Origin of the sequence: Nonomuraea sp. NPDC049684 (genome assembly GCF_044465345.1) — a bacterium.
GTDB lineage: Bacteria > Actinomycetota > Actinomycetes > Streptosporangiales > Streptosporangiaceae > Nonomuraea.
Map to the genome: position 1 here is coordinate 62,087 of NZ_JBITLO010000002.1, position 17,733 is coordinate 79,819.

A 17,733-nucleotide genomic window follows, 5' to 3' on the forward strand; every position below is an offset into this window, starting at 1 on the left:
AAGCCGTCCACAAGGTATCCGCAGCATCCGACTTAACAGGCATTTCGGACACAATCGTTACATATGTGACCGACAGTTGTTCACTGTTGGTTATCGCAGTGCGGCCAGCACCTGATCGTGGACTTGAGCTCGCTGCGCGCTGTCGCTGAGGGGGCGACCGGCGCGGTCCACGACATAGAAGACGTCCACCGCCTCCGCGCCGAGAGTCTCCACGCGGGCGGCTCTCACGTCAAGACCGCACTCCCCGAACGCCCGTCCGATGCGCCACAGGAGCCCCGGCCTGTCATGGGCCCTGACTTCCACCACGGTGGCCGTCGCGGAGGCGTCGTCCACCAGTGTCACCCGAGGTGGAGCCACAGGTACCCGCGGCGGCCGCACGGACCTGGTCCGGCGGGCCAGCCGCTGCTCGATGTCAAGACGGCCGGCAAGGACGAGACGGAGGTCGGCCTCCAGGGTGGCGGGGTCGGGCGGCGAGCCGTACTCGGGCACGACGGCGAACTCGATGACCGCCGTGCCGCCAGCGGAGGCGGCCGAGGCCGAGCGGACGACCATCCGGTGGGCGGCCAGCACCCCGGCGGCGCTCCACAGCAGCCCGGCCCGGTCCGGCGCGACGACGGTGACCGCGCCGCCGTTGACGCGCACCGCGCCGCCGCCGTGCCGGGCCAGCGCCGCCTGCTCGGGCGGGATCGAGGGCGCCCTGGGCGGCGGCGCGCCCGACAGCACGGACCTCACGCGGCGGACGAGGTCGGCGACCAGCCCTGCCTTCCAGGCGTTCCAGGCGGCCGGCCCGGTCGCGTTGCCGTCGGCGACGGCCAGCGCGGCCAGCAGGTCGAGCACCTCGCGGGAGCCGACCGTGGCGGCGACCTTCTCGATCGTGACCGGGTCGTCGAGGTCCCTGCGGGTGGCGGTCTCGGGCAGCAGCAGGTGGTGGCGGACGACCGTGGCCAGCGTCTCGACGTCGCGGGCGGGCAGCCCCATGCGGCGGGCGATGTCGCGCACCACGACCTCGCCCGTCGCCGAGTGGTCGCCCGGCCAGCCCTTGCCGATGTCGTGCAGGAGCGCGCCGATCAGCAGCAGGTCGGGACGGGAGACCTCGCGGGCGTGGCCGGCGGCGTTCGCGGCGGCCTCGATCAGGTGCCGGTCGACGGTGAAGCGATGGATGGGGTTGCGCTGCGGACGGTGCCGCACGCGCTCCCAGTCAGGAAGCAGCTTGACAAGCACGCCCGCCTGGTCGAGCTCCTCCCACACCGGCACGGCGGCCCGTCCCGCGCCGAGGATCGACACCAGCGCGTCTCGCGCCTCCTCCGGCCACGGCACCGGCATCGAAGCCGACTGAGCAGCCAGGACGGACACCGTGGCGGGCGCCAGCGGCAGCCCGGAGCCGGCCGCCGCGGCGGCGGCCCGCAGCACCAGGACGGGGTCCTTGCGCGGGTCCGCGCCCCTGGCGAGCACCACCTCCCCGCCGTGCTCGACCACGCCGTCGGCCAGCGGACGGCGCCCGCGCGGGACCGGCCCTGACAGCAGCCTGTCAACCGTGCGCCAGGTGGCGTCGAAGGCGTGGGAGACGGTCCGGCCGGCCTCGGCGAGCCGGCGCATGAGGGCCTCGGCGTCCAGCAGGCCGAGCAGCCCGGCCACCGCGTCCTGCTCCTGGAGCACCAGCCGGTCGGCGCCGCGCGCGGTGACGACGTGCAGCGCGTGCCGCACGTCGAGGATGAACTCGTGGGCCTCGCGGGCCCGCGGTCCCGGCGCCGAGGCGACCCACGCCGCCGCCACGGCCTGCATCGCCTGGACGTCGCGCAGCCCGCCGCGGCCGTCCTTGAGGTCGGGTTCGAGGAGGAAGGCCAGCTCGCCGCTGACCTGCGCCCGCCGGTCGGCCGACGCGCGCAGCTCGCCCAGCCTGCGCCGCGAGTCGGCCCGCCACTCGGCCAGCACCGCCTCCCTGGCCCTCCGGGTCAGGTCGGGGTCGCCGGCGACGTGCCTGGCCTGGATGAGGCCGAGCACGGCCTTGAGGTCCTGCCTGGCCACGGCCACGGCCTCCGCCACGGTCCGCACGGAGTGGTCGAGGCCGACGCTGGAGTCCCAGATCGGGTACCAGATGCGGTCGGCGATCCGCGCGACGTCGGCCCGGCCGTCGTGCAGCAGGACCAGGTCCAGGTCGCTGCCGGGGGCCGGCTCGCCGCGGCCGAGGCTGCCGACGGCGACCAGGGAGACCTGGTCGCCGTCGCTCGCCGTCCTGAAGAGGTCCTTGAGCCAGCGGTCGGTGTCCGCGGTCCGCTCCTTGCGGGCCGCGGCGTACGAGCGCGCCTCTCCTCTCACAGGGCCTCCGGCCCTCGCTCTCCGGTGCGTACGCGCACGGCCGTGTCGACGGGCACGGACCAGACCTTGCCGTCGCCGATCTTGCCGGTGTGCGCCGCCTTGACGATGACGTCGATGACGTCCTCGGCGTCGTCCTCCTCGGTCAGCACCTCCAGGCGCACCTTCGGCACCAGGTCAACCTGGTACTCGGCGCCGCGGTAGACCTCGGTGTGGCCGCGCTGGCGGCCGTAGCCGCTGGCCTCGCTGACCGTCATGCCCTTGATGCCGAACTGCTCCAGCGCCGCCTTGACGTCGTCGAGCTTGAACGGCTTGATGATCGCGGTGATGAGCCTCATGCCTCCACCTTCTTGGGTGCCGGAGCCGGGGTGAGCGGACCGTTCGGGGTGGTCACGCCGGAGGCGTAGACCGTGCCGAGGTCGTACCCGGTCTCGGCGTGCGTGGTGACGTCGATGCCGGTGAGCTCGTCCTCGGCGGAGATGCGGAAGCCCATCGTCCTGTCGATGAGCTTGCCGACGATCCAGGTGGCGACGAACGAGTAGCCGCCGATCGCGACCGGGCCGAGCACCTGGAGCCCGAGCTGGCCGAGGCCGCCGCCGTAGAACAGGCCCTTGCTCTGCTGGTCGAGGAAGGGATAGGCGGCCAGGAAGCCGAGCGAGACGGCGCCGATGACGCCGCCGACCAGGTGCACGCCGACCACGTCGAGCGAGTCGTCGAAGCCCAGGCGGTACTTCAGGCCCACGGCGTAGGCGCACACGGCGCCGGCGGCCAGGCCGATGACCATCGCGGCCCACGGGTCCACGAAGCCGCAGGCCGGCGTGATGGCGACCAGGCCGGCGACCGCGCCGGAGGCGACGCCGAGGCTGGTGGCGTGACCGTCGCGCAGCTTCTCCACGACGAGCCAGGCCCCCGCGGCGACCGCCGTGGCGATCTGGGTGTTCATGAACGCCAGCCCGGCGGTGCCGTCCACGGCCAGCTCGGAGCCGGCGTTGAAGCCGAACCAGCCGAACCACAGCAGGCCCGCGCCGAGCAGGACCAGCGTGAGGTTGTGCGGCCGCATCGGCTCCTTGCGCCAGCCCTGGCGCTTGCCGAGCACGAGGGCCAGGGCCAGCGCCGCGGCGCCGGCGTTGATGTGCACGACGGTTCCGCCGGCGAAGTCCTCGATGCCCATGGTGTTGAGCCAGCCGGTGCCCCACACCCAGTGGGCGACCGGGAAGTAGACGACGGTGGCCCAGATGACGCTGAACAGGATCCACGCGCCGAACTTCGCCCGGTCCGCGATCGCGCCGCTGATCAGGGCGACGGTGATGATGGCGAACGTCAGCTGGAAGGCCGAGAAGACCAGGCTCGGCATGCCTGTGCCGTCGTCCTTGGTGGCCGTCTCCACCAGGCTCTGCAGGCCCAGGGCGTCGAAGCCGCCGACGACGTTGTTCAGCAGCGAGCTGCCGTTGTCGGTGAAGGCGAGCGAGTGCCCGAACAGCACCCAGGCCACGGTGACCGTGATGATGGCGCCGAAGGACATCATCATCATGTTCAGGACGCTCTTGGCCCTGGTCATGCCCCCGTAGAAGAACGCGAGACCTGGAGTCATCAGCAACACCAGCGCGGTGGCCGCGAGCATCCAGGCTGTGGTGCCGCTATCGATCTTCACGACGCGACCCTCCTTACATGTGACGTGTGGCCACAGCGTGTTCGGCCGGGGTTTCGTGGCTCGACCTGCAGTGTTTCGCGCCGGTGAATCTCGTCGGCACGGTGTTTCGGGTAGGTTTCGGCCCCTTCACACGCGCCGATCCGGTCATGAGATACTTAGGATTGCCTAACCTAATAGATCAAGGAATCCCTCATGCGTCTCCGGCTTCTGGCCCTGCTCCCCGTCCTCGCCCTGGCCGCCTGCGGCACCTCCACCGGCACGGAGGACGCCGGCCCCACCCGGACCGTCAAGCACGCCATGGGCGAGACCAAGGTGCCGATGACCCCCAAGCGGGTCGTCGTGCTCGACACCGACAAGCTGGACACGATGGTCTCCCTCGGGATGGCCCCCGTCGGCGCGGCCCAGGCGGGCGAGAACCAGACCTGGCCGGAGTACCTCGGCTCGGCGCTGTCGGCCACCAAGCCGGTCGGCACGCTCCAGCAGCCCAACATCGAGGCCATCATGGCCCTCAAGCCGGACCTCATCCTCGGCTCGAAGTTCCGCCAGGCCGCCTTCTACGACAAGCTCGCCAAGATCGCGCCGACCGTGTTCACCGAGAAGGTGGGCGTCACCTGGAAGGAGAACTTCCTGCTGGACGCCGAGGCCCTGGGCAAGAAGGAGCAGGCGTCCGGGCTGCTGTCGGCCTACGAGCAGCGGGCCGAGGCGCTGGGCGGGAAGTTCGGCAAGCTGTCGGTGAGCATCGTGCGCTTCATGCCCACCGAGATCCGCATGTACGGCCCCGAGTCGTTCAGCGGCATCGTCGTCGGCGACGCCGGCGTCCAGCGGCCCGAGGCCCAGCGCCTGGCCGACCAGGACGACAAGCGCTTCGGCAAGCTGAGCCAGGAGAACATCGCCAAGGCCGACGGCGACGTGGTCTTCTACAGCGCCTACGGCGAGGCCGCCGCCAAGTCGCAGGCCACGGTGACCGGCGGCCCGCTGTGGCAGAACCTCGCCGCGGTGAAGGCCGGCCACGCCCACGACGTGGACGACGAGATCTGGATGACCGGCATCGGCGTCACCGCCGCCGGCAAGATCCTCGACGACCTGGAGAAGTACCTCAGCCCGCTGGCCTGACCCGGTCGCCCCGGGCGATCCGGCCGGGGCGCAGCACCCGCGCGTAGACGCCCGCGCACGCCTGGAGCCCGGCCTCCAGCACCTGGACCCGGTTGTGCCGGGCCGGCACGCGCAGCGCCTCGGCGTCGCGGCCGAGCGTGCCGTGGGCGAGCGTCGGCACCGCGCAGCGCGGGCTGGCCACGATGACCTGGAGCACGACCTCGTCTCCAACGTGCAGTTCGCGCCCCACCCAGTCGTTCTCGGCGAAGCCCGCCGCCTCCGTCCTGATGATCAGGTTGGGCCGGTAGCGGAGGGCTTCGACGTGCCCGCGCGGGCTGAGCTCGCCGATGCGCTCGATCGTCGAGGTGGAGATCAGGTGCAGCGGCGCGAAGTCGAAGAAGGTGCCCTCCGGCGCGGCCCCGCCGAGCGTGCCCACCGTGTACGGCACCTCCGCCTCGATGCCCTCGGCCAGCACCCGTTCGGGCACCGACCGCTCCAGCTCGGCCCCCTCCGGCGGCACGTCGATCAGCCGCACCTCGCGGCCGAGCAGCTTCGACAGCTCCGCGCCGCCCGGCGCGCGGGCGCCTTCGAGGGTCAGCAGGTCGCGCCAGAGCCGCGGGTTCTTGGCGCTCGCGATCTTCCCCGTGGCGACGTCGAGCACCGCCCGGGCCCGGTCGCCGGACAGGCCGCGCTCGGTCACCTCGCTCTCGGCGATCTCCTCGCCCAGCATCGACTTCACCGGATAGCGACGCAACGTCTCGACATGCATGATCGAGAGCTTAGGCCCGGCCCCAGAAGCGGCGCAGGTGAGGGACCAGCTCGGCGGCCCGCTCGTCGGGGAAGAACAGCCGCCCGCCCTCGATCTCGACGACCTCCCGCACGCCGGGGATCGTGTCGCGCAGCCAGCGGGCCCAGCTCACGTCGAAGAACACGTCGCCGGTGCCCCACACGACCAGCGTCGGCACGGCGAGCACGGTGAGCTGCGGCTCGATGGCGACCATGTCCGCGGCGTCGATCGAGGTCAGCAGGCGTTCGAAGGCGCGTCCGCCGCCCGGCCCGGCCAGGATCGGGCGCAGGTAGGCGTCCACCAGCGCGGCGGGGTCGTCGATGCGCTCGTAGCCGGCGCCCAGGGCGGTTCCGGCCAGCAACTCCGGGTGGTCAAGCACGGCGGCCACCAGCCCAGCCAGCTCGCCCCCGGCGGCCAGCTCCACGGTGTCCTTGAACGCCTCCGGCGGGGTGTTGGTGTGCACGTCGCAGTTGGTGAGGGTGAGCGAGCGCAGGCGTCCGGGGTGGCGTACCGCGAAGACCTGGGCGACGGCGCCGCCGGTGTCGTTGGCCACGAGGTCCACCTCCGCCAGGCCGAGCCCGGCGCACAGCTCCTCCACGGCCTCGGCCAGCGCGGGGATGGACAGGTCGTCGCGCGGCTCGCTGCCGCCGTGCGCGGGCAGGTCCATGGCCACGCAGCGGCGCTCGTCGCGCAGCTCGGCGATGACGTTGCGCCACAGGTACGAGCTGGTGCCCACGCCGTGCACGAACAGGGTCACCGGGCCCTGGCCCACGTCCACGTAGTTGATGCCGTCCATGCCGGCGTCCTCTCAATTACAGACCGACTGTCGGTCTAGGAAATTACCGACCGTTGGTCGGTTTGTCTAGAGTGAGGGCATGAACCTCAAGGCGGAGCGCGGCGCGGCCACCCGCGACAAGGTCCTGGCCATCGCCACGCGGCTGTTCGCCGAGCGGGGCTACGACGACACGTCGATCGAGACCGTGCTCCAGGAGTCGGGGCTGAGCCGCGGCGCCCTCTACCACCACTACGCGGGCAAGGACGCGCTGTTCGAGGCGGTGCTGGAGGCCACGGAGTCGGCCATCGGCGTCAAGATCGCCAAGGCGGTGCGCGGCATCGCCGACCCGGCGGCGGCGCTGCTGGCGGGCGCGCTGGCCTGGGTCAGGCTGGCGGGCGATCCGGTGATCCGGCGCATCGTGCTCATCGACGCGCCCGCGGTGCTGGGCTGGGAGAGCTGGCGGGCGATGGAGGAGCGGTACTCCTTCGGCATGCTGAAGGCGGCCCTGCAGGCGACCGGCGCGGTGCCCGACGACTACGTCGACCTGCACGCCCACATGCTGCTGGCGGCCGTCAACGAGAGCGCCCTGCTGGTCGCCAGGGGCGGCGACACGGCGACGGCGGAGGCCGCCGTGGAGGAGTTCCTGCGCCGCGTCCTCAAGCCGTAGCGGGCCCTCAGAGCCCGCGTCCTCAAGCCGTGGCGGGCCCCCGGAGTCCGGAGACTGCCCGGAAACGGCGGCGCCGCCCGGAAGGCCGGGCGGCGCGGCCGGAAACGCGGAGAAAGGTCAGGCGGCGGCGTTGGCCATGCGGCGCAGCCGGGCCAGGGCGTCGCGCTCGATGCGGCGGGCGCGGTCGCGGCCGATGCCGTAGCGCTCCCCCACCTCGGTCAGCGTGTGCTCGCGCCCGTCGACCAGCCCGTAGCGCCAGCGCAGCATCTCGCTGGTGTCGCCCTCCAGGCCGGTGAGCCACTGGTCGAGCCGCTCGCGCTCAAGGATGTCGATGGCCTGCTGCTCGGGATCGGCCCACGTCTCGTCGGCGATCATGTCACCGAGCTCGGTCTCGTCCTCGTCACCCACGCCGAGCTGCAACGACACCGGGTCGGAGGCCCAGCGGCGCAGCTCGCGCACCCGCTCGATCGGCAGGTCGAGGATCTCGGCGAGGTCGCCGTCGGTCGGCTCGGCGTCGAACTCGGCCAGCATGTCGCGGCGCACCCGCATCAGCCGGGTCATCTGCTCCCCGGCGTGCGTCGGCAGCCGGACCGGACGGGCCTGCTCGTGGATGGCCCGTCCGACCGACTGCCTGATCCACCAGGTCGCGTAGGTGGAGAACTTGTACCCCCGGCGGTAGTCGAACTTCTCCACCGCTCGGACCAGGCCCAGGTTCCCCTCCTGGACCAGGTCGATGAGCGGCATCCCCCGGCCCGAGTACTTCCGGGCCACCGCCACCACCAGGCGCAGGTTGGCCTGGATGAACTCGTCCTTGGCGCGCTGGCCGGAGACGGCCAGGCGCTCCAGCTCCTCGTCGGCCGCGTCCCCGATCCGCGGCTCGGAGCCTCCGCTGTCAAGAAGCTGCTCGGCGAACAGGCCCGCCTCGATCCGCTTGGCGAGCTCCACCTCTTCCTCCGCCGTGAGCAGCGGGACCCGGCCGATCTCGGCCAGATACGTCCCCAGCAGGTCGCGGTCAGCGACGTGCTGCTCCTGCGTGCGACTCCCCGTAGGCCTTGCCATCCCCTGGCACCTCGTTCCGCAGCTGCGTCCTATATCCGGCCAACGTCCGGCCGGAAGCAAAGATTCCCTAAACAGCTACGCCAGAGGGAGGGTCTTGAACGTCCTCCTAAAGGAGGAGACCCGCCTGAAACACCTGGTGGACAAGGGGAACACCGGGCCGGTACGCCAGGTGGACATAGGAGGGGGCGTCGAGCACGACCAGGTCCGCGCGGGCCCCCTGACGCAGCCACCCTACGTCCGTGCGGCGCAGCGCGCGGGCCCCGCCGTACGTGGCCGCGCGCACCGCCTCCAGCGGCGTCATCCCCATCTCACGCACCGCCAGCGCCACGCAGAACGGCATCGACGAGGTGAACGACGAGCCCGGGTTGCAGTCGGTGGCCAGCGCGACCGTGACGCCCGCGTCGATGAGCCGCCGCGCGTCGGGATAGGGCGAGCGGGTGGAGAACTCGGCCCCCGGCAGCAGCGTCGCGACCGTCCCGCTGGAGGCGAGGGCGTCGACGTCGGCCGCCGACAGGTGGGTGCAGTGGTCGGCCGAGGCCGCGCCCAGCTCGCAGGCGATGCGCACGCCGGGCCCCTCGGTGAGCTGGTTGGCGTGCACCCGGGGCTGGAGCCCGGCCTTGATCCCGGCGTTCAGGATCTCCCTGGTCTGGTCGCCGTCGAACGCGCCGCGCTCGCAGAAGACGTCCACCCACTTGGCGTAGGGGGCGCAGGCGTCGAGCATCTCGCCCGTCACCAGCCGGACGTAGTCGTCGGCGTCGGCGCCCTCGGGGACGACGTGCGCGCCCAGGTACGTCGTCTCGTCGGTGAGGGTGGTGGCGATCTCCAGCGAGCGGCGCTCGTGCTCGGCGGACAGCCCGTAGCCGCTCTTGATCTCCACGGTGGTGGTGCCCTGGGCGAGCATCTCCTCCACCAGGGCGCGGGCGTGCGTGGCCAGGTCGGCGTCGCTGGCCGCGCGGGTGGCGGCGACGGTCGTCCTGATGCCCCCGCCGGTGTACGGCTGCCCCGACATGCGGGCCTGGAACTCGGCCGTACGGTCGCCGGCGAACACCAGGTGGGCGTGGCTGTCCACGAACCCGGGCAGCACGGCCCGGCCGCCCGCGTGCAGGCGCTCGTCGGCGGCGGGCGCCTGGGCGGCGGGGCCGACCCAGGCCACCAGGCCGTCCTCGACGACCAGCGCCGCGTCGGTGATCTCCTCGCGCTCGGGGTCGCCGGTGTAGAGCAGCCCGATCCCGTCGATCAGCGTGGTGGTCATCGCACCTTTCCTATCGCCTCGGAGAGCATGTGCCCGACGTCGCCGAGCTGGTGGCGGCCCTGCGCGACCACCCTGCGGCCGCCGGAGACCACCGAGTGCACGTCGGAGGCCGTCGCCGCGAACACCACGGCCTCCAGGCCGCCGATGCCCGCCGTACGGACCGAGTCGAGCCGGACCGAGACCAGGTCGGCCCAGGCCCCGGGGATGAGCCGGCCGGCGTCGGCGAAGCCGAGCGAGGTGTGCCCGGCGCCGGTGGCGGCGGTGAGCAGGTCGGCGGCGCTCCAGTGGCCGCGCCGCTCGCTGGTCAGCCGCTCGTCGAGCTCGACCGCGCGGGCCTCCTCGAACAGGTCGATCACGGCGTGGCCGTCGGAGCCCAGCGTGATCGGGGTGCCGCGGTCGGCCGCCGCCCTGGCCGGGCCGACGCCGTCGGCGAGGTCGCGCTCGGTCGTGGGGCACATGCAGATGGACGTGCCCGACTGGCCGAGCAGCTCCACGTCGGAGTCGGTCAGATGGGTGGCGTGCACCGCGGTCGAGCGCGGGCCCAGCACGCCGCGCTCGTGCAGGATCTGGACCGGCGTGGCGGCGTACGTCTCGGCGCAGGCGGCGTTCTCGGCGCGCTGCTCGGAGACGTGCGCGTGCAGCGGGGCGGCGTGCCGGTGGGAGAACTCGGCCACCACCGGCATCTGGTCGGGCGGCACCGCGCGCACCGAGTGGACGGCGGCCCCGATCTCCACGTCGTGCTGGCCCTCGTAGGCGGCGGCCAGCTCATCGGCCCTGGCCGCCCAGCCCTCGGCGCTGCCGTCGCTGAAGCGGAGCTGGGTGCCCGACAGCGGCACGCCGATGCCGCCGGACAGGTAGCAGGTGTCGAGCAGCGTGATGCGCAGCCCGGCCTCGCGCGCGGCCTGGACGAGCGCGTGGCTCATCACGTTCCTGTCCTCGTACGGGCGGCCGCCGGGGCCGTGGTGCAGGTAGTGGAACTCGCCCACGCAGGTCACCCCGGCCAGCGCCATCTCGGCGTAGACCGCCCTTGCGAGCTGGAAGTAGGTGTCGGGGTCGAGCTTGCCCGCGACCTCGTACATCTGGTCGCGCCAGGTCCAGAAGTCGCCCTTGCCGCGCTGGGTGGCGCCGCGCAGGGCCCGGTGGAAGGCGTGGGAATGGGCGTTGGCCAGGCCGGGGATGGTCAGGCCGGGCAGCCGCTCGGCCGAGCCGGGCCCCCCCCGCCCGATCCTGGCGATCCGGGCGCCCTCGACCTCGATGAGGACGCCGTGGGCGACCCCGTCGGGCAACCAGGCCTGCTCGCACCAGTAGGTCAGCGACACAGATCCTCCAGCACGTCCGCGAGTGCCACCACTCCCGCATGGCAGTCTGCCTGGTCGGCGTGCTCCTCGGGGGAATGGGACACGCCGGTGGGGTTGCGTACGAACAACATCGCGCTCGGGACGCCCGCCGTGGCGAGGATTCCGGCGTCGTGGCCCGCTCCGGTCGGCAGGATCGGCGCGGGCGTGTCGCCGCCCGCCACGCGGGCCAGCCGGTCCCTCAGCGCCGCGCCGAAGGCGACCTCCGGGGTCCACGACTCCTCGCGCACGTCGGCGCCGGCCGCCGCGGAGAGCTCCTCGACCAGGGCGCGGACCGCGGGCTCGGCCGGGCCTCGGGCGTCCAGCCAGGCGGTGACCAGGCCGGGGACGGCGTTGGCGTTGCCGGGCGAGACGTGGGTCTTGCCGACCGTGGCCACCACGTCGTGCCGCTCGGCCGCCTCGCGGGCGGCCAGCACCAGGCGGGCGAAGGGCAGCATCGGGTCGTCGCGGTCGGCCAGCCGGGTGGTGCCCGCGTGGTCGGCCCTGCCGTGGAAGTCGAACCGCCACCGGCCGTGCGGCCAGATGGCGGCGGCCACGCCCACCGGGCGGCCCTCGTGCACCAGGCCGCGGCCCTGCTCGACGTGGAGCTCGACGAACGTGCCGATGGTGGCCAGGGTCTCGGCGTCGCGGCCCAGCGCCTCCGGCTTGCGGCCGGCCCGCGCCAGGACGTCGGCCAGCGCGTCGCCCTCGTCGTCGGTGAGCGCGAGCGCGCGCTCCGGCGTGAGCGCGCCGGTGAGCAGCCGCGAGCCCATGCACGGCACGCCGAACCTGGCCCCCTCCTCGTCGGTGAAGCAGGCGACGCCGATGGGCCTGCCCGGCGTGACCTGCCGCTCGCGCAGCAGGTCGAGGGCGGCGAAGGCGGACACCACGCCGAGCGGGCCGTCGTAGGCGCCGCCGTGGCGCACGGAGTCGAGGTGGCTGCCGGTGACCACGCCGGGCTGCCGCGACGGGTCGCCCCACCAGGCCCAGAGGTTGCCGTTGCGGTCTTCCCGCAGGTCGAGCCCGCGGCGCGCGGCCTCGCCCGCGAACCACCCGCGTAGCTCCATGTCGGCGGCCGACCAGGCGTCTCTCACGTATCCGCCGGAGCGGGGATCTCGTCCTATGTGCGCGAGTGGTTCAAGCATGGGTCCACTGTAGTGAATGGATTCATTCACATGTCAGTTGGCCGGGCCCGCGCTCGGTCTGATGGTCAGTTCGGTGAGGTGGGCGTCGGGTCCGGCGTTGATCGTGGCGAGCACGGCCCGCGCGACGCTCTCCGGGGTGAGGTACTTGTCCGGCTCGTACGCGCCGCCCTCCTGGGCGCGTACGCCGCGCTGCATGTCGGTGGCCACCCGGCCCGGGTAGACGGTGGTGACCCGCAGCTCGGGCTCCTCCAGGCGCAGCGCGTCGGCGAAGGCGCGCAGGGCGAACTTGCTGGCCGCGTACGAGGCCCACTCGGGGTTGGCCCGCTGCCCCGCCCCGGAGTTCACGCAGACGACGTGCCCCCGGGCGCGGCGCAGCGCGGGCAGCAGCAGCCGGGTCAGCTCGGCGACCGCGACGACGTTGAGCTCCATGGTCGTGCGCCAGTTGCCGGCGGGCTGGTCGGCGATCCGGCCGAGCAGCGCGATCCCGGCGCTGTGCACGAGCACGTGGAGCCGCTCGACGCCGCTGACGTCGGCCTCGGTGAGCCGGGTCAGCTCGACGGGCCAGGGCCGCGCGTCGGGCAGCTCGCCGGCCAGCCTGGCGAGCGCGGACTCGTCCCTGCCGCCGAGGATGACGTGATGCGTGGGGCCCAGCGCCCGTGCCACGGCCTCGCCCACGCCGCGGGAAGCGCCGGTGACCAGCGCGGTCGGTCGTTCAGTCATGGTGCCGAGTTTATGACCTTGACGGCTATGCAAATTTGAGTACAAACTTGAGCACATGTCGGCGTCCACGCGCATCCTGATCCTCGGTTCCCTGCTCGACGGCCCCATGAACGGCTACGGCGTACGCCGCCGGCTGGAGATGATGGGCGCCGACACCTGGGCCAACGTCGCCTTCGGCTCGATCTACCACGGCCTGGGCAAGATGGCCGACGAGGGGCTGCTCGCGGTCGTCGAGGCCGGCAAGGGCGGCAAGGTCGTCTACGAGCTGACCGAGGCCGGCCGCTACGAGTTCCACCGGCTGCTCATGCACAGCTGGTCCGAGGTGAGACCCGTCGTCGACCCCTTCCAGGTCGCGCTGACGTTCATGCACCGGATGGAAAAGCAGGAGATTCTCGACGCCCTGCATGGCAGGATTCGGCAACTGCGACTGAACATCGAGACCATCGACCACGCGTACGGCACCAAGCAGCGCTACGGCGAGCCCCGCCACCTCGACGAGAACCTCCGCCTGACCCAGGCCATGCTCCAAGCCCAGCTCGACTGGGTGGAAGGCGCGATCGGCCGGGTCGAGAAGGACGAACTGCCCTGAGGAGAAAAATGATCATTGAGGCACGTGAGTTACGCAAGACGTTCACCACCAGGAGCCGCAAGGGCTCCCAGACCGTCGAGGCCGTGCGCGGCATCGACCTCGACGTCGAGAAGGGCGAGATCTTCGGCGTGCTCGGCCCCAACGGCGCCGGCAAGACCACGACGATCCGCATGCTGGCCACGCTGATCACGCCCGACTCCGGCACCGCCGTCGTCGCCGGCCACGACCTGCGCAAGGAGCCGGAGGCCGTGCGCCGCCGGCTCGGCTACGTCAGCCAGGCGGGCGGCGTGGAGGACACCACGAGCGCCCGCGCCCAGATCATGATGGCCGCGAAGATCCACGGCGTGGCCGACCCGCGGCAGGCGACGGCCGACGTGCTCGACCGCTTCGACCTCGCCGAGATGGCCGACCGGCCCGGCCGCACGCTCTCCGGCGGCCAGAAACGGCGGGTGGCCGTCGCGCTGGGGCTGGTGCACGCCCCGCCGCTGCTCTTCCTCGACGAGCCCACCACCGGCCTCGACCCGCAGAACCGGGCGAACCTCTGGGACCGCATCAGGCAGCTCCGCGAGGCCGGCACGAGCGTGCTGCTCAGCACCCACTACCTCGACGAGGCCGACGCCCTCTGCGACCGGCTGGTGATCGTCGACCACGGACGCATCGTGGCCGAGGGCACGCCCGGCGAGCTCAAGCGCGAGGTCTCCGGCGACGTCGTCACGCTGCGGCTGGCCGAGCCCGAGCGGGCCGCCGAGGCGCTCAGGCCGCTGGCCCGCGAGGTCCGCCTGGACGAGGACGCCCTGCGCGTCTACGTCGACGACGGCGAGCACACGCTGCCCGCGCTGCTGCGCGTCCTTGAGGAGCAGGGCATCGGCCTGCGCTCGATCGCGCTCGACCGCTCCACCCTCGACGACGTCTTCCTGGCCAAGACCGGCCGGTCCTTGCGCGACACCGGAGCCGCCGCATGATCCGCCACATCGCCCTGTTCACCGGCTACGAGCTGAAGAAGTCCTTCAGCAACCCCGTCTGGCCGCTGTTCGGCATCCTGCAGCCGGTGCTCTACCTGCTGATGTTCGCGCCGCTGCTCAAGGACCTGACGCCGGGCCGCAGCACGGTCGACGCCCTGCGCATGTTCACGCCCGCGTCGATGATGATGATCGCCGTGTTCGGCTCGCTGTTCTCCGGGTTCGGCCTGATCGCCGAGCTGCGCAACGGCTCGCTCGAACGGTACGCCGTCAGCCCCGCCTGGCGGCCGGCCATCGTGCTCGGGCGGGTGGCCAAGGACATGGTCGTGCTGGTCTGCCAGGCGGTCCTGGTGCTGGTCGTGGCCGTGGCCATGGGCGTGCGGATCGGCGGCGTCGAGCTGGTGCTGGTGCTGGCGCTCATGGCGGCCACCGGGCTGTTCGCCTCGGGGCTGTCGCAGGGGCTGGCGCTGACCGTGCGCGACGAGAACGGCATGTCGCAGACGCTCAACCTGTTCATGCTGCCGATCATGCTGCTGGCCGGGCTGTTCATCCCGATCTCGTTCGCGCCCGGCTGGATGCGGGCGATCGCGCCGGTCAACCCGCTCTACCACGCGGTCGAGGCCGGGCGGGCGCTGTTCGCCGGGCGGCTCGGCGACTCGTCGATCCCGATCGCGTTCGGGCTGTTCATCGTGCTCGCGGTGCTCACGACGATCTGGTCGATGCGGTCGCTACGCAGGATCGCCGGGTAGGAACGTGCCGGCCTCGTCGGTCATCCGCTCGTACTCCTCCAGCCTGGCCCTGGTACGCAGCGGGGCGGCGTCGGCCATGGCCTCGACCAGGGCCATGGCGAGGGCCAGAGGGGCCGCGTGGGAGTCGAACACCAGGCGGTCCCCGACCGGGCCGTCGAGCACGACCTCGGCCGGGAAGTCCGGTCTGTCGGTGATGGCGGCGACGCGCAGGCCGAGCTTCCCGGCGTACTCCAGCGCCTGCACGACCTCGGCCGGGTAACGCGGGAGCACCACCGCCACCACCCACTCCGCGCCCGCCCGCCGTGCCGCGTGCAGCCCCTCGACCAGCTCGGAGCCGCCGTGGGTGAGCAGGCGCACGTCGGGGTGGATGCGCCTGGCGTAGTAGGCGAAGGTGGTGGCCAGGCCGCAGGAGACCCGCAGGCCCAGCACCGGCAGCGGCTCGGTGGCGGCGAGCTGCTCGCCCAGCTCCTTGAGCGGGAGGGCGGCCAGCCGCTCGCGGACCACGGCGAGGTTGCGGATCTCGCTGTCGATGGCGTTGCGCAGCAGGCTCTCCTGGGGCGCGACCACGCCGCCGCCGAGCACCAGCGGGCGCAGCGCCTGGCGCAGGTCGGGGTAGCCGGCGAAGCCGAGCACCATGGCGAACCTGGTCACCGACGGCTGGCTGACCCCGGCCCGCTCGGCCAGCTCGACGCTGGACAGGAAGATCGCCTCGTCGAGGTGCTCGCCCAGGTAGTGGGCGATCCTGCGCTGCACCGGCGACAACCTCCGGCCGTCGAGCAGCACGCCGAGCCCACCGTGATATCCGTCAGCCACGCCACCTCCAACACTGCGCCACCGGCATTCTCATCCCCCGCGCCGCGCGGGGGACGGCGACGGCGGGGTCAGGACTCGCGCATGGGGATGCGCACGCCACGGGCCTCGGCCACCTCGGCGGCCTCCTCGTAACCGGCGTCGACGTGCCGCATCACGCCCGTGCCCGGGTCGTTGGTGAGGACGCGGTTGAGCTTCTCCCCGGCCAGCGCGGTGCCGTCGGCGACCGTGACCTGCCCGGCGTGGATGGACCGGCCGATCCCCACGCCGCCGCCGTGGTGGATGGACACCCAGGCCGCGCCGGAGGCGGTGTTGAGCATGGCGTTGAGCAGCGGCCAGTCGGCGATGGCGTCCGAGCCGTCGGCCATGGCCTCGGTCTCCCGGTAGGGGGAGGCCACCGACCCGCTGTCCAGGTGGTCGCGGCCGATCACGATCGGCGCCTGGAGCTCGCCGGAGGCCACCATGTCGTTGAACCGCTCGCCCGCGACGTTGCGCTCGCCGTAGCCGAGCCAGCAGATGCGCGCGGGCAGGCCCTGGAAGTGCACCTTCTCGCCGGCCTGCGCGATCCACCTGGCCAGCGGCTCGTTGTCGGGGAACAGCTCCAGGATCGCGCGGTCGGTCGCGGCGATGTCGGCCGGGTCGCCGCTCAGCGCGGCCCACCGGAACGGGCCCTTGCCCTCGCAGAACAGCGGCCTGATGTACGCCGGCACGAACCCGGGGAAGTCGAAGGCCCGCGTGTACCCGGCGAGCTGGGCCTCCCCGCGGATGGAGTTGCCGTAGTCGAACACCTCGGCCCCGGCGTCCTTGAAGCCGACCATGGCCTCGACGTGCCGGGCCATCGACGTGCGCGCCCGCTCGGTGAAGCCGGCCGGGTCCTTGTCGCGCTCGGCGGCCATGTCCTCGAAGGCGACGCCGACCGGCAGGTACATCAGCGGGTCGTGCGCGGAGGTCTGGTCGGTGACGATGTCGATCTCGGCGCCCCCGGCCAGCAGCTCGGGCAGGGCCTCGGCGGCGTTGGCCACGACGCCGATGGACAGCGGGCGGCGCGCGTCGCGGGCCTCGTAGGCCAGCCGCAGCGCCTCCTCCAGGGAGGCCGCCTGCACGTCGAGGTAGCGGTGCTCGATGCGGCGGGTGACCGAGCGGGGGTCGCAGTCGATGCAGATCGCGACGCCGCCGTTCATGGTGACGGCCAGCGGCTGGGCGCCGCCCATGCCGCCGAGGCCGGCCGTGAGGGTGATCGTGCCGGCCAGCGAGCCGCCGAACCGCTTCGCGGCGACGGCGGCGAACGTCTCGTACGTGCCCTGGAGGATGCCCTGGGTGCCGATGTAGATCCACGAGCCGGCGGTCATCTGGCCGTACATGGTGAGGCCGGCGGCCTCCAGGCGGCGGAACTCCTCCCAGTTGGCCCAGTCGGGGACCAGGTTGGAGTTGGCGATGAGCACCCGCGGGGCCCACTCGTGGGTGCGGAAGACGCCCACCGGGCGGCCCGACTGGACCAGCAGCGTCTCGTCGCCCTCCAGCGTGGTCAGGGTCCTGACCATGGCGTCGAAGGAGGGCCAGTCGCGGGCGGCCCTGCCGGAGCCGCCGTAGACGACGAGCTGCTCGGGGTGCTCGGCGACCTCGGGGTCCAGGTTGTTCTGGAGCATGCGGAGCGCCGCCTCCTGCGGCCACCCCTTCGCGGTGATCGTGGTGCCTCGCGGTGCGCGCACGCTGCGGCTCATGGTGACCCTCCTGAATGAACACATTCACCTTTGTCACCCGAAGACTACGGTGGACCGCGTCCAGCGGTCCACCGCAGGCAGCAGGCGAAGCCTGCGCCTACGGTCCTCAA

At 72.6% G+C, this 17,733-nt stretch carries 17 protein-coding genes; 5 read left to right on the top strand and 12 right to left on the bottom strand.

The features are described 5' to 3' along the window. Window positions 1-90: 90 nt before the first annotated feature. Genes ACIBST_RS06015 through ACIBST_RS06025 form a run of 3 tightly spaced genes read right to left on the bottom strand, consistent with a single transcriptional unit; the run spans window position 91 to window position 3,964 of the window. Window positions 91-2,316 carry a [protein-PII] uridylyltransferase gene (locus tag ACIBST_RS06015; RefSeq protein ID WP_397169507.1) on the bottom strand — a complete coding sequence of 742 codons (2,226 nt, stop codon included), beginning with the start codon at window positions 2,314-2,316 and terminating at the stop codon, window positions 91-93. Then, a complete protein-coding gene (locus ACIBST_RS06020) occupies window positions 2,313-2,651 on the bottom strand; it encodes a P-II family nitrogen regulator (protein ID WP_352321406.1) in 339 nt (112 codons plus the stop codon). Before ACIBST_RS06020 ends, ACIBST_RS06015 begins: the two co-directional genes overlap by 4 nt. Beyond that, window positions 2,648-3,964, bottom strand: a complete 1,317-nt coding sequence (locus ACIBST_RS06025; RefSeq protein ID WP_397169509.1) for an ammonium transporter — start codon at window positions 3,962-3,964, stop codon at window positions 2,648-2,650. The genes ACIBST_RS06020 and ACIBST_RS06025 overlap by 4 nt, the downstream gene beginning before the upstream one ends. Window positions 3,965-4,156: 192 nt before the next feature. Here ACIBST_RS06025 and ACIBST_RS06030 point away from each other — a divergent pair, with 192 nt between their 5' ends. Next, the gene (locus tag ACIBST_RS06030; protein ID WP_397169511.1) at window positions 4,157-5,077 is read left to right on the top strand and encodes an ABC transporter substrate-binding protein; all 921 of its coding nucleotides are present in this window, start codon (window positions 4,157-4,159) and stop codon (window positions 5,075-5,077) included. Here the strand turns inward: ACIBST_RS06030 and ACIBST_RS06035 are convergent. Both ACIBST_RS06035 and ACIBST_RS06040 read right to left on the bottom strand, forming a co-directional pair. Further along, a complete protein-coding gene (locus ACIBST_RS06035) occupies window positions 5,061-5,825 on the bottom strand; it encodes an MOSC domain-containing protein (RefSeq protein ID WP_397169513.1) in 765 nt (254 codons plus the stop codon). The genes ACIBST_RS06030 and ACIBST_RS06035 overlap by 17 nt on opposite strands. 10 nt (window positions 5,826-5,835) lie before the next feature. Beyond that, window positions 5,836-6,639 carry an alpha/beta fold hydrolase gene (locus tag ACIBST_RS06040; protein WP_397169515.1) on the bottom strand — a complete coding sequence of 268 codons (804 nt, stop codon included), beginning with the start codon at window positions 6,637-6,639 and terminating at the stop codon, window positions 5,836-5,838. Between the two features lie 79 nt (window positions 6,640-6,718). Here ACIBST_RS06040 and ACIBST_RS06045 point away from each other — a divergent pair, with 79 nt between their 5' ends. After that, window positions 6,719-7,285 carry a TetR/AcrR family transcriptional regulator gene (locus tag ACIBST_RS06045; RefSeq protein WP_397169517.1) on the top strand — a complete coding sequence of 189 codons (567 nt, stop codon included), beginning with the start codon at window positions 6,719-6,721 and terminating at the stop codon, window positions 7,283-7,285. A gap of 117 nt (window positions 7,286-7,402) precedes the next feature. Here the strand turns inward: ACIBST_RS06045 and ACIBST_RS06050 are convergent, their stop codons facing one another. The 5 genes from ACIBST_RS06050 to ACIBST_RS06070 all read right to left on the bottom strand — a co-directional run bounded on the left by ACIBST_RS06050 (window position 7,403) and on the right by ACIBST_RS06070 (window position 12,795). Next, a complete protein-coding gene (locus ACIBST_RS06050; RefSeq protein ID WP_352350215.1) occupies window positions 7,403-8,344 on the bottom strand; it encodes a sigma-70 family RNA polymerase sigma factor in 942 nt (313 codons plus the stop codon). Between the two features lie 106 nt (window positions 8,345-8,450). Continuing rightward, a complete protein-coding gene (hutI, locus tag ACIBST_RS06055) occupies window positions 8,451-9,596 on the bottom strand; it encodes an imidazolonepropionase (RefSeq protein ID WP_397169519.1) in 1,146 nt (381 codons plus the stop codon). Next, a complete protein-coding gene (locus ACIBST_RS06060; RefSeq protein WP_397169520.1) occupies window positions 9,593-10,915 on the bottom strand; it encodes a formimidoylglutamate deiminase in 1,323 nt (440 codons plus the stop codon). The genes hutI and ACIBST_RS06060 overlap by 4 nt, the downstream gene beginning before the upstream one ends. Continuing rightward, the gene (locus tag ACIBST_RS06065; RefSeq protein WP_397169522.1) at window positions 10,906-12,075 is read right to left on the bottom strand and encodes an allantoate amidohydrolase; all 1,170 of its coding nucleotides are present in this window, start codon (window positions 12,073-12,075) and stop codon (window positions 10,906-10,908) included. The genes ACIBST_RS06060 and ACIBST_RS06065 overlap by 10 nt, the downstream gene beginning before the upstream one ends. Before the next feature lie 33 nt (window positions 12,076-12,108). Beyond that, window positions 12,109-12,795: an SDR family oxidoreductase gene (locus ACIBST_RS06070; RefSeq protein WP_397169523.1), complete on the bottom strand. Its 687-nt coding sequence runs from the start codon at window positions 12,793-12,795 to the stop codon at window positions 12,109-12,111. A 55-nt stretch (window positions 12,796-12,850) separates the two neighbouring features. Here ACIBST_RS06070 and ACIBST_RS06075 point away from each other — a divergent pair, with 55 nt between their 5' ends. From ACIBST_RS06075 to ACIBST_RS06085, 3 genes are read left to right on the top strand one after another with little or no spacing between them, the layout of a single operon-like run. Then, window positions 12,851-13,384 (top strand): PadR family transcriptional regulator, encoded by a 534-nt coding sequence (locus ACIBST_RS06075; protein WP_397169525.1) that lies wholly within the window; start codon window positions 12,851-12,853, stop codon window positions 13,382-13,384. An 11-nt stretch (window positions 13,385-13,395) separates the two neighbouring features. Further along, entirely contained in the window at window positions 13,396-14,346 is a 951-nt protein-coding gene (locus ACIBST_RS06080) for an ATP-binding cassette domain-containing protein (RefSeq protein ID WP_397170694.1), read from the top strand. Continuing rightward, window positions 14,343-15,092, top strand: coding sequence for an ABC transporter permease (locus ACIBST_RS06085; protein ID WP_397169527.1), 750 nt, complete (start codon window positions 14,343-14,345; stop codon window positions 15,090-15,092). Before ACIBST_RS06080 ends, ACIBST_RS06085 begins: the two co-directional genes overlap by 4 nt. Here ACIBST_RS06085 and ACIBST_RS06090 read toward each other — a convergent pair. Together ACIBST_RS06090 and hutU are read right to left on the bottom strand one after the other, a co-directional pair. Further along, on the bottom strand, window positions 15,072-15,905 hold the full coding sequence (locus ACIBST_RS06090; protein WP_397169528.1) for a MurR/RpiR family transcriptional regulator: 834 nt from the start codon (window positions 15,903-15,905) through the stop codon (window positions 15,072-15,074). The two genes, ACIBST_RS06085 and ACIBST_RS06090, sit on opposite strands and share 21 nt — an antisense overlap. A gap of 68 nt (window positions 15,906-15,973) precedes the next feature. Next, window positions 15,974-17,623: a urocanate hydratase gene (gene hutU / locus ACIBST_RS06095; RefSeq protein WP_397169529.1), complete on the bottom strand. Its 1,650-nt coding sequence runs from the start codon at window positions 17,621-17,623 to the stop codon at window positions 15,974-15,976. Window positions 17,624-17,733 lie beyond the last annotated feature (110 nt).

Coding starts and splice junctions, on each gene's coding strand:
- ACIBST_RS06020 (WP_352321406.1), bottom strand. CDS start 2,651: ATGAGGCTCATCACCGCGATCATCAAGCCGTTCAAGCTCGACGACGTC.
- hutU (WP_397169529.1), bottom strand. CDS start 17,623: ATGAGCCGCAGCGTGCGCGCACCGCGAGGCACCACGATCACCGCGAAG.
- ACIBST_RS06075 (WP_397169525.1), top strand. CDS start 12,851: ATGTCGGCGTCCACGCGCATCCTGATCCTCGGTTCCCTGCTCGACGGC.
- ACIBST_RS06040 (WP_397169515.1), bottom strand. CDS start 6,639: ATGGACGGCATCAACTACGTGGACGTGGGCCAGGGCCCGGTGACCCTG.
- ACIBST_RS06085 (WP_397169527.1), top strand. CDS start 14,343: ATGATCCGCCACATCGCCCTGTTCACCGGCTACGAGCTGAAGAAGTCC.
- ACIBST_RS06035 (WP_397169513.1), bottom strand. CDS start 5,825: ATGCATGTCGAGACGTTGCGTCGCTATCCGGTGAAGTCGATGCTGGGC.
- hutI (WP_397169519.1), bottom strand. CDS start 9,596: ATGACCACCACGCTGATCGACGGGATCGGGCTGCTCTACACCGGCGAC.
- ACIBST_RS06070 (WP_397169523.1), bottom strand. CDS start 12,795: ATGACTGAACGACCGACCGCGCTGGTCACCGGCGCTTCCCGCGGCGTG.
- ACIBST_RS06050 (WP_352350215.1), bottom strand. CDS start 8,344: ATGGCAAGGCCTACGGGGAGTCGCACGCAGGAGCAGCACGTCGCTGAC.
- ACIBST_RS06045 (WP_397169517.1), top strand. CDS start 6,719: ATGAACCTCAAGGCGGAGCGCGGCGCGGCCACCCGCGACAAGGTCCTG.
- ACIBST_RS06065 (WP_397169522.1), bottom strand. CDS start 12,075: ATGCTTGAACCACTCGCGCACATAGGACGAGATCCCCGCTCCGGCGGA.
- ACIBST_RS06030 (WP_397169511.1), top strand. CDS start 4,157: ATGCGTCTCCGGCTTCTGGCCCTGCTCCCCGTCCTCGCCCTGGCCGCC.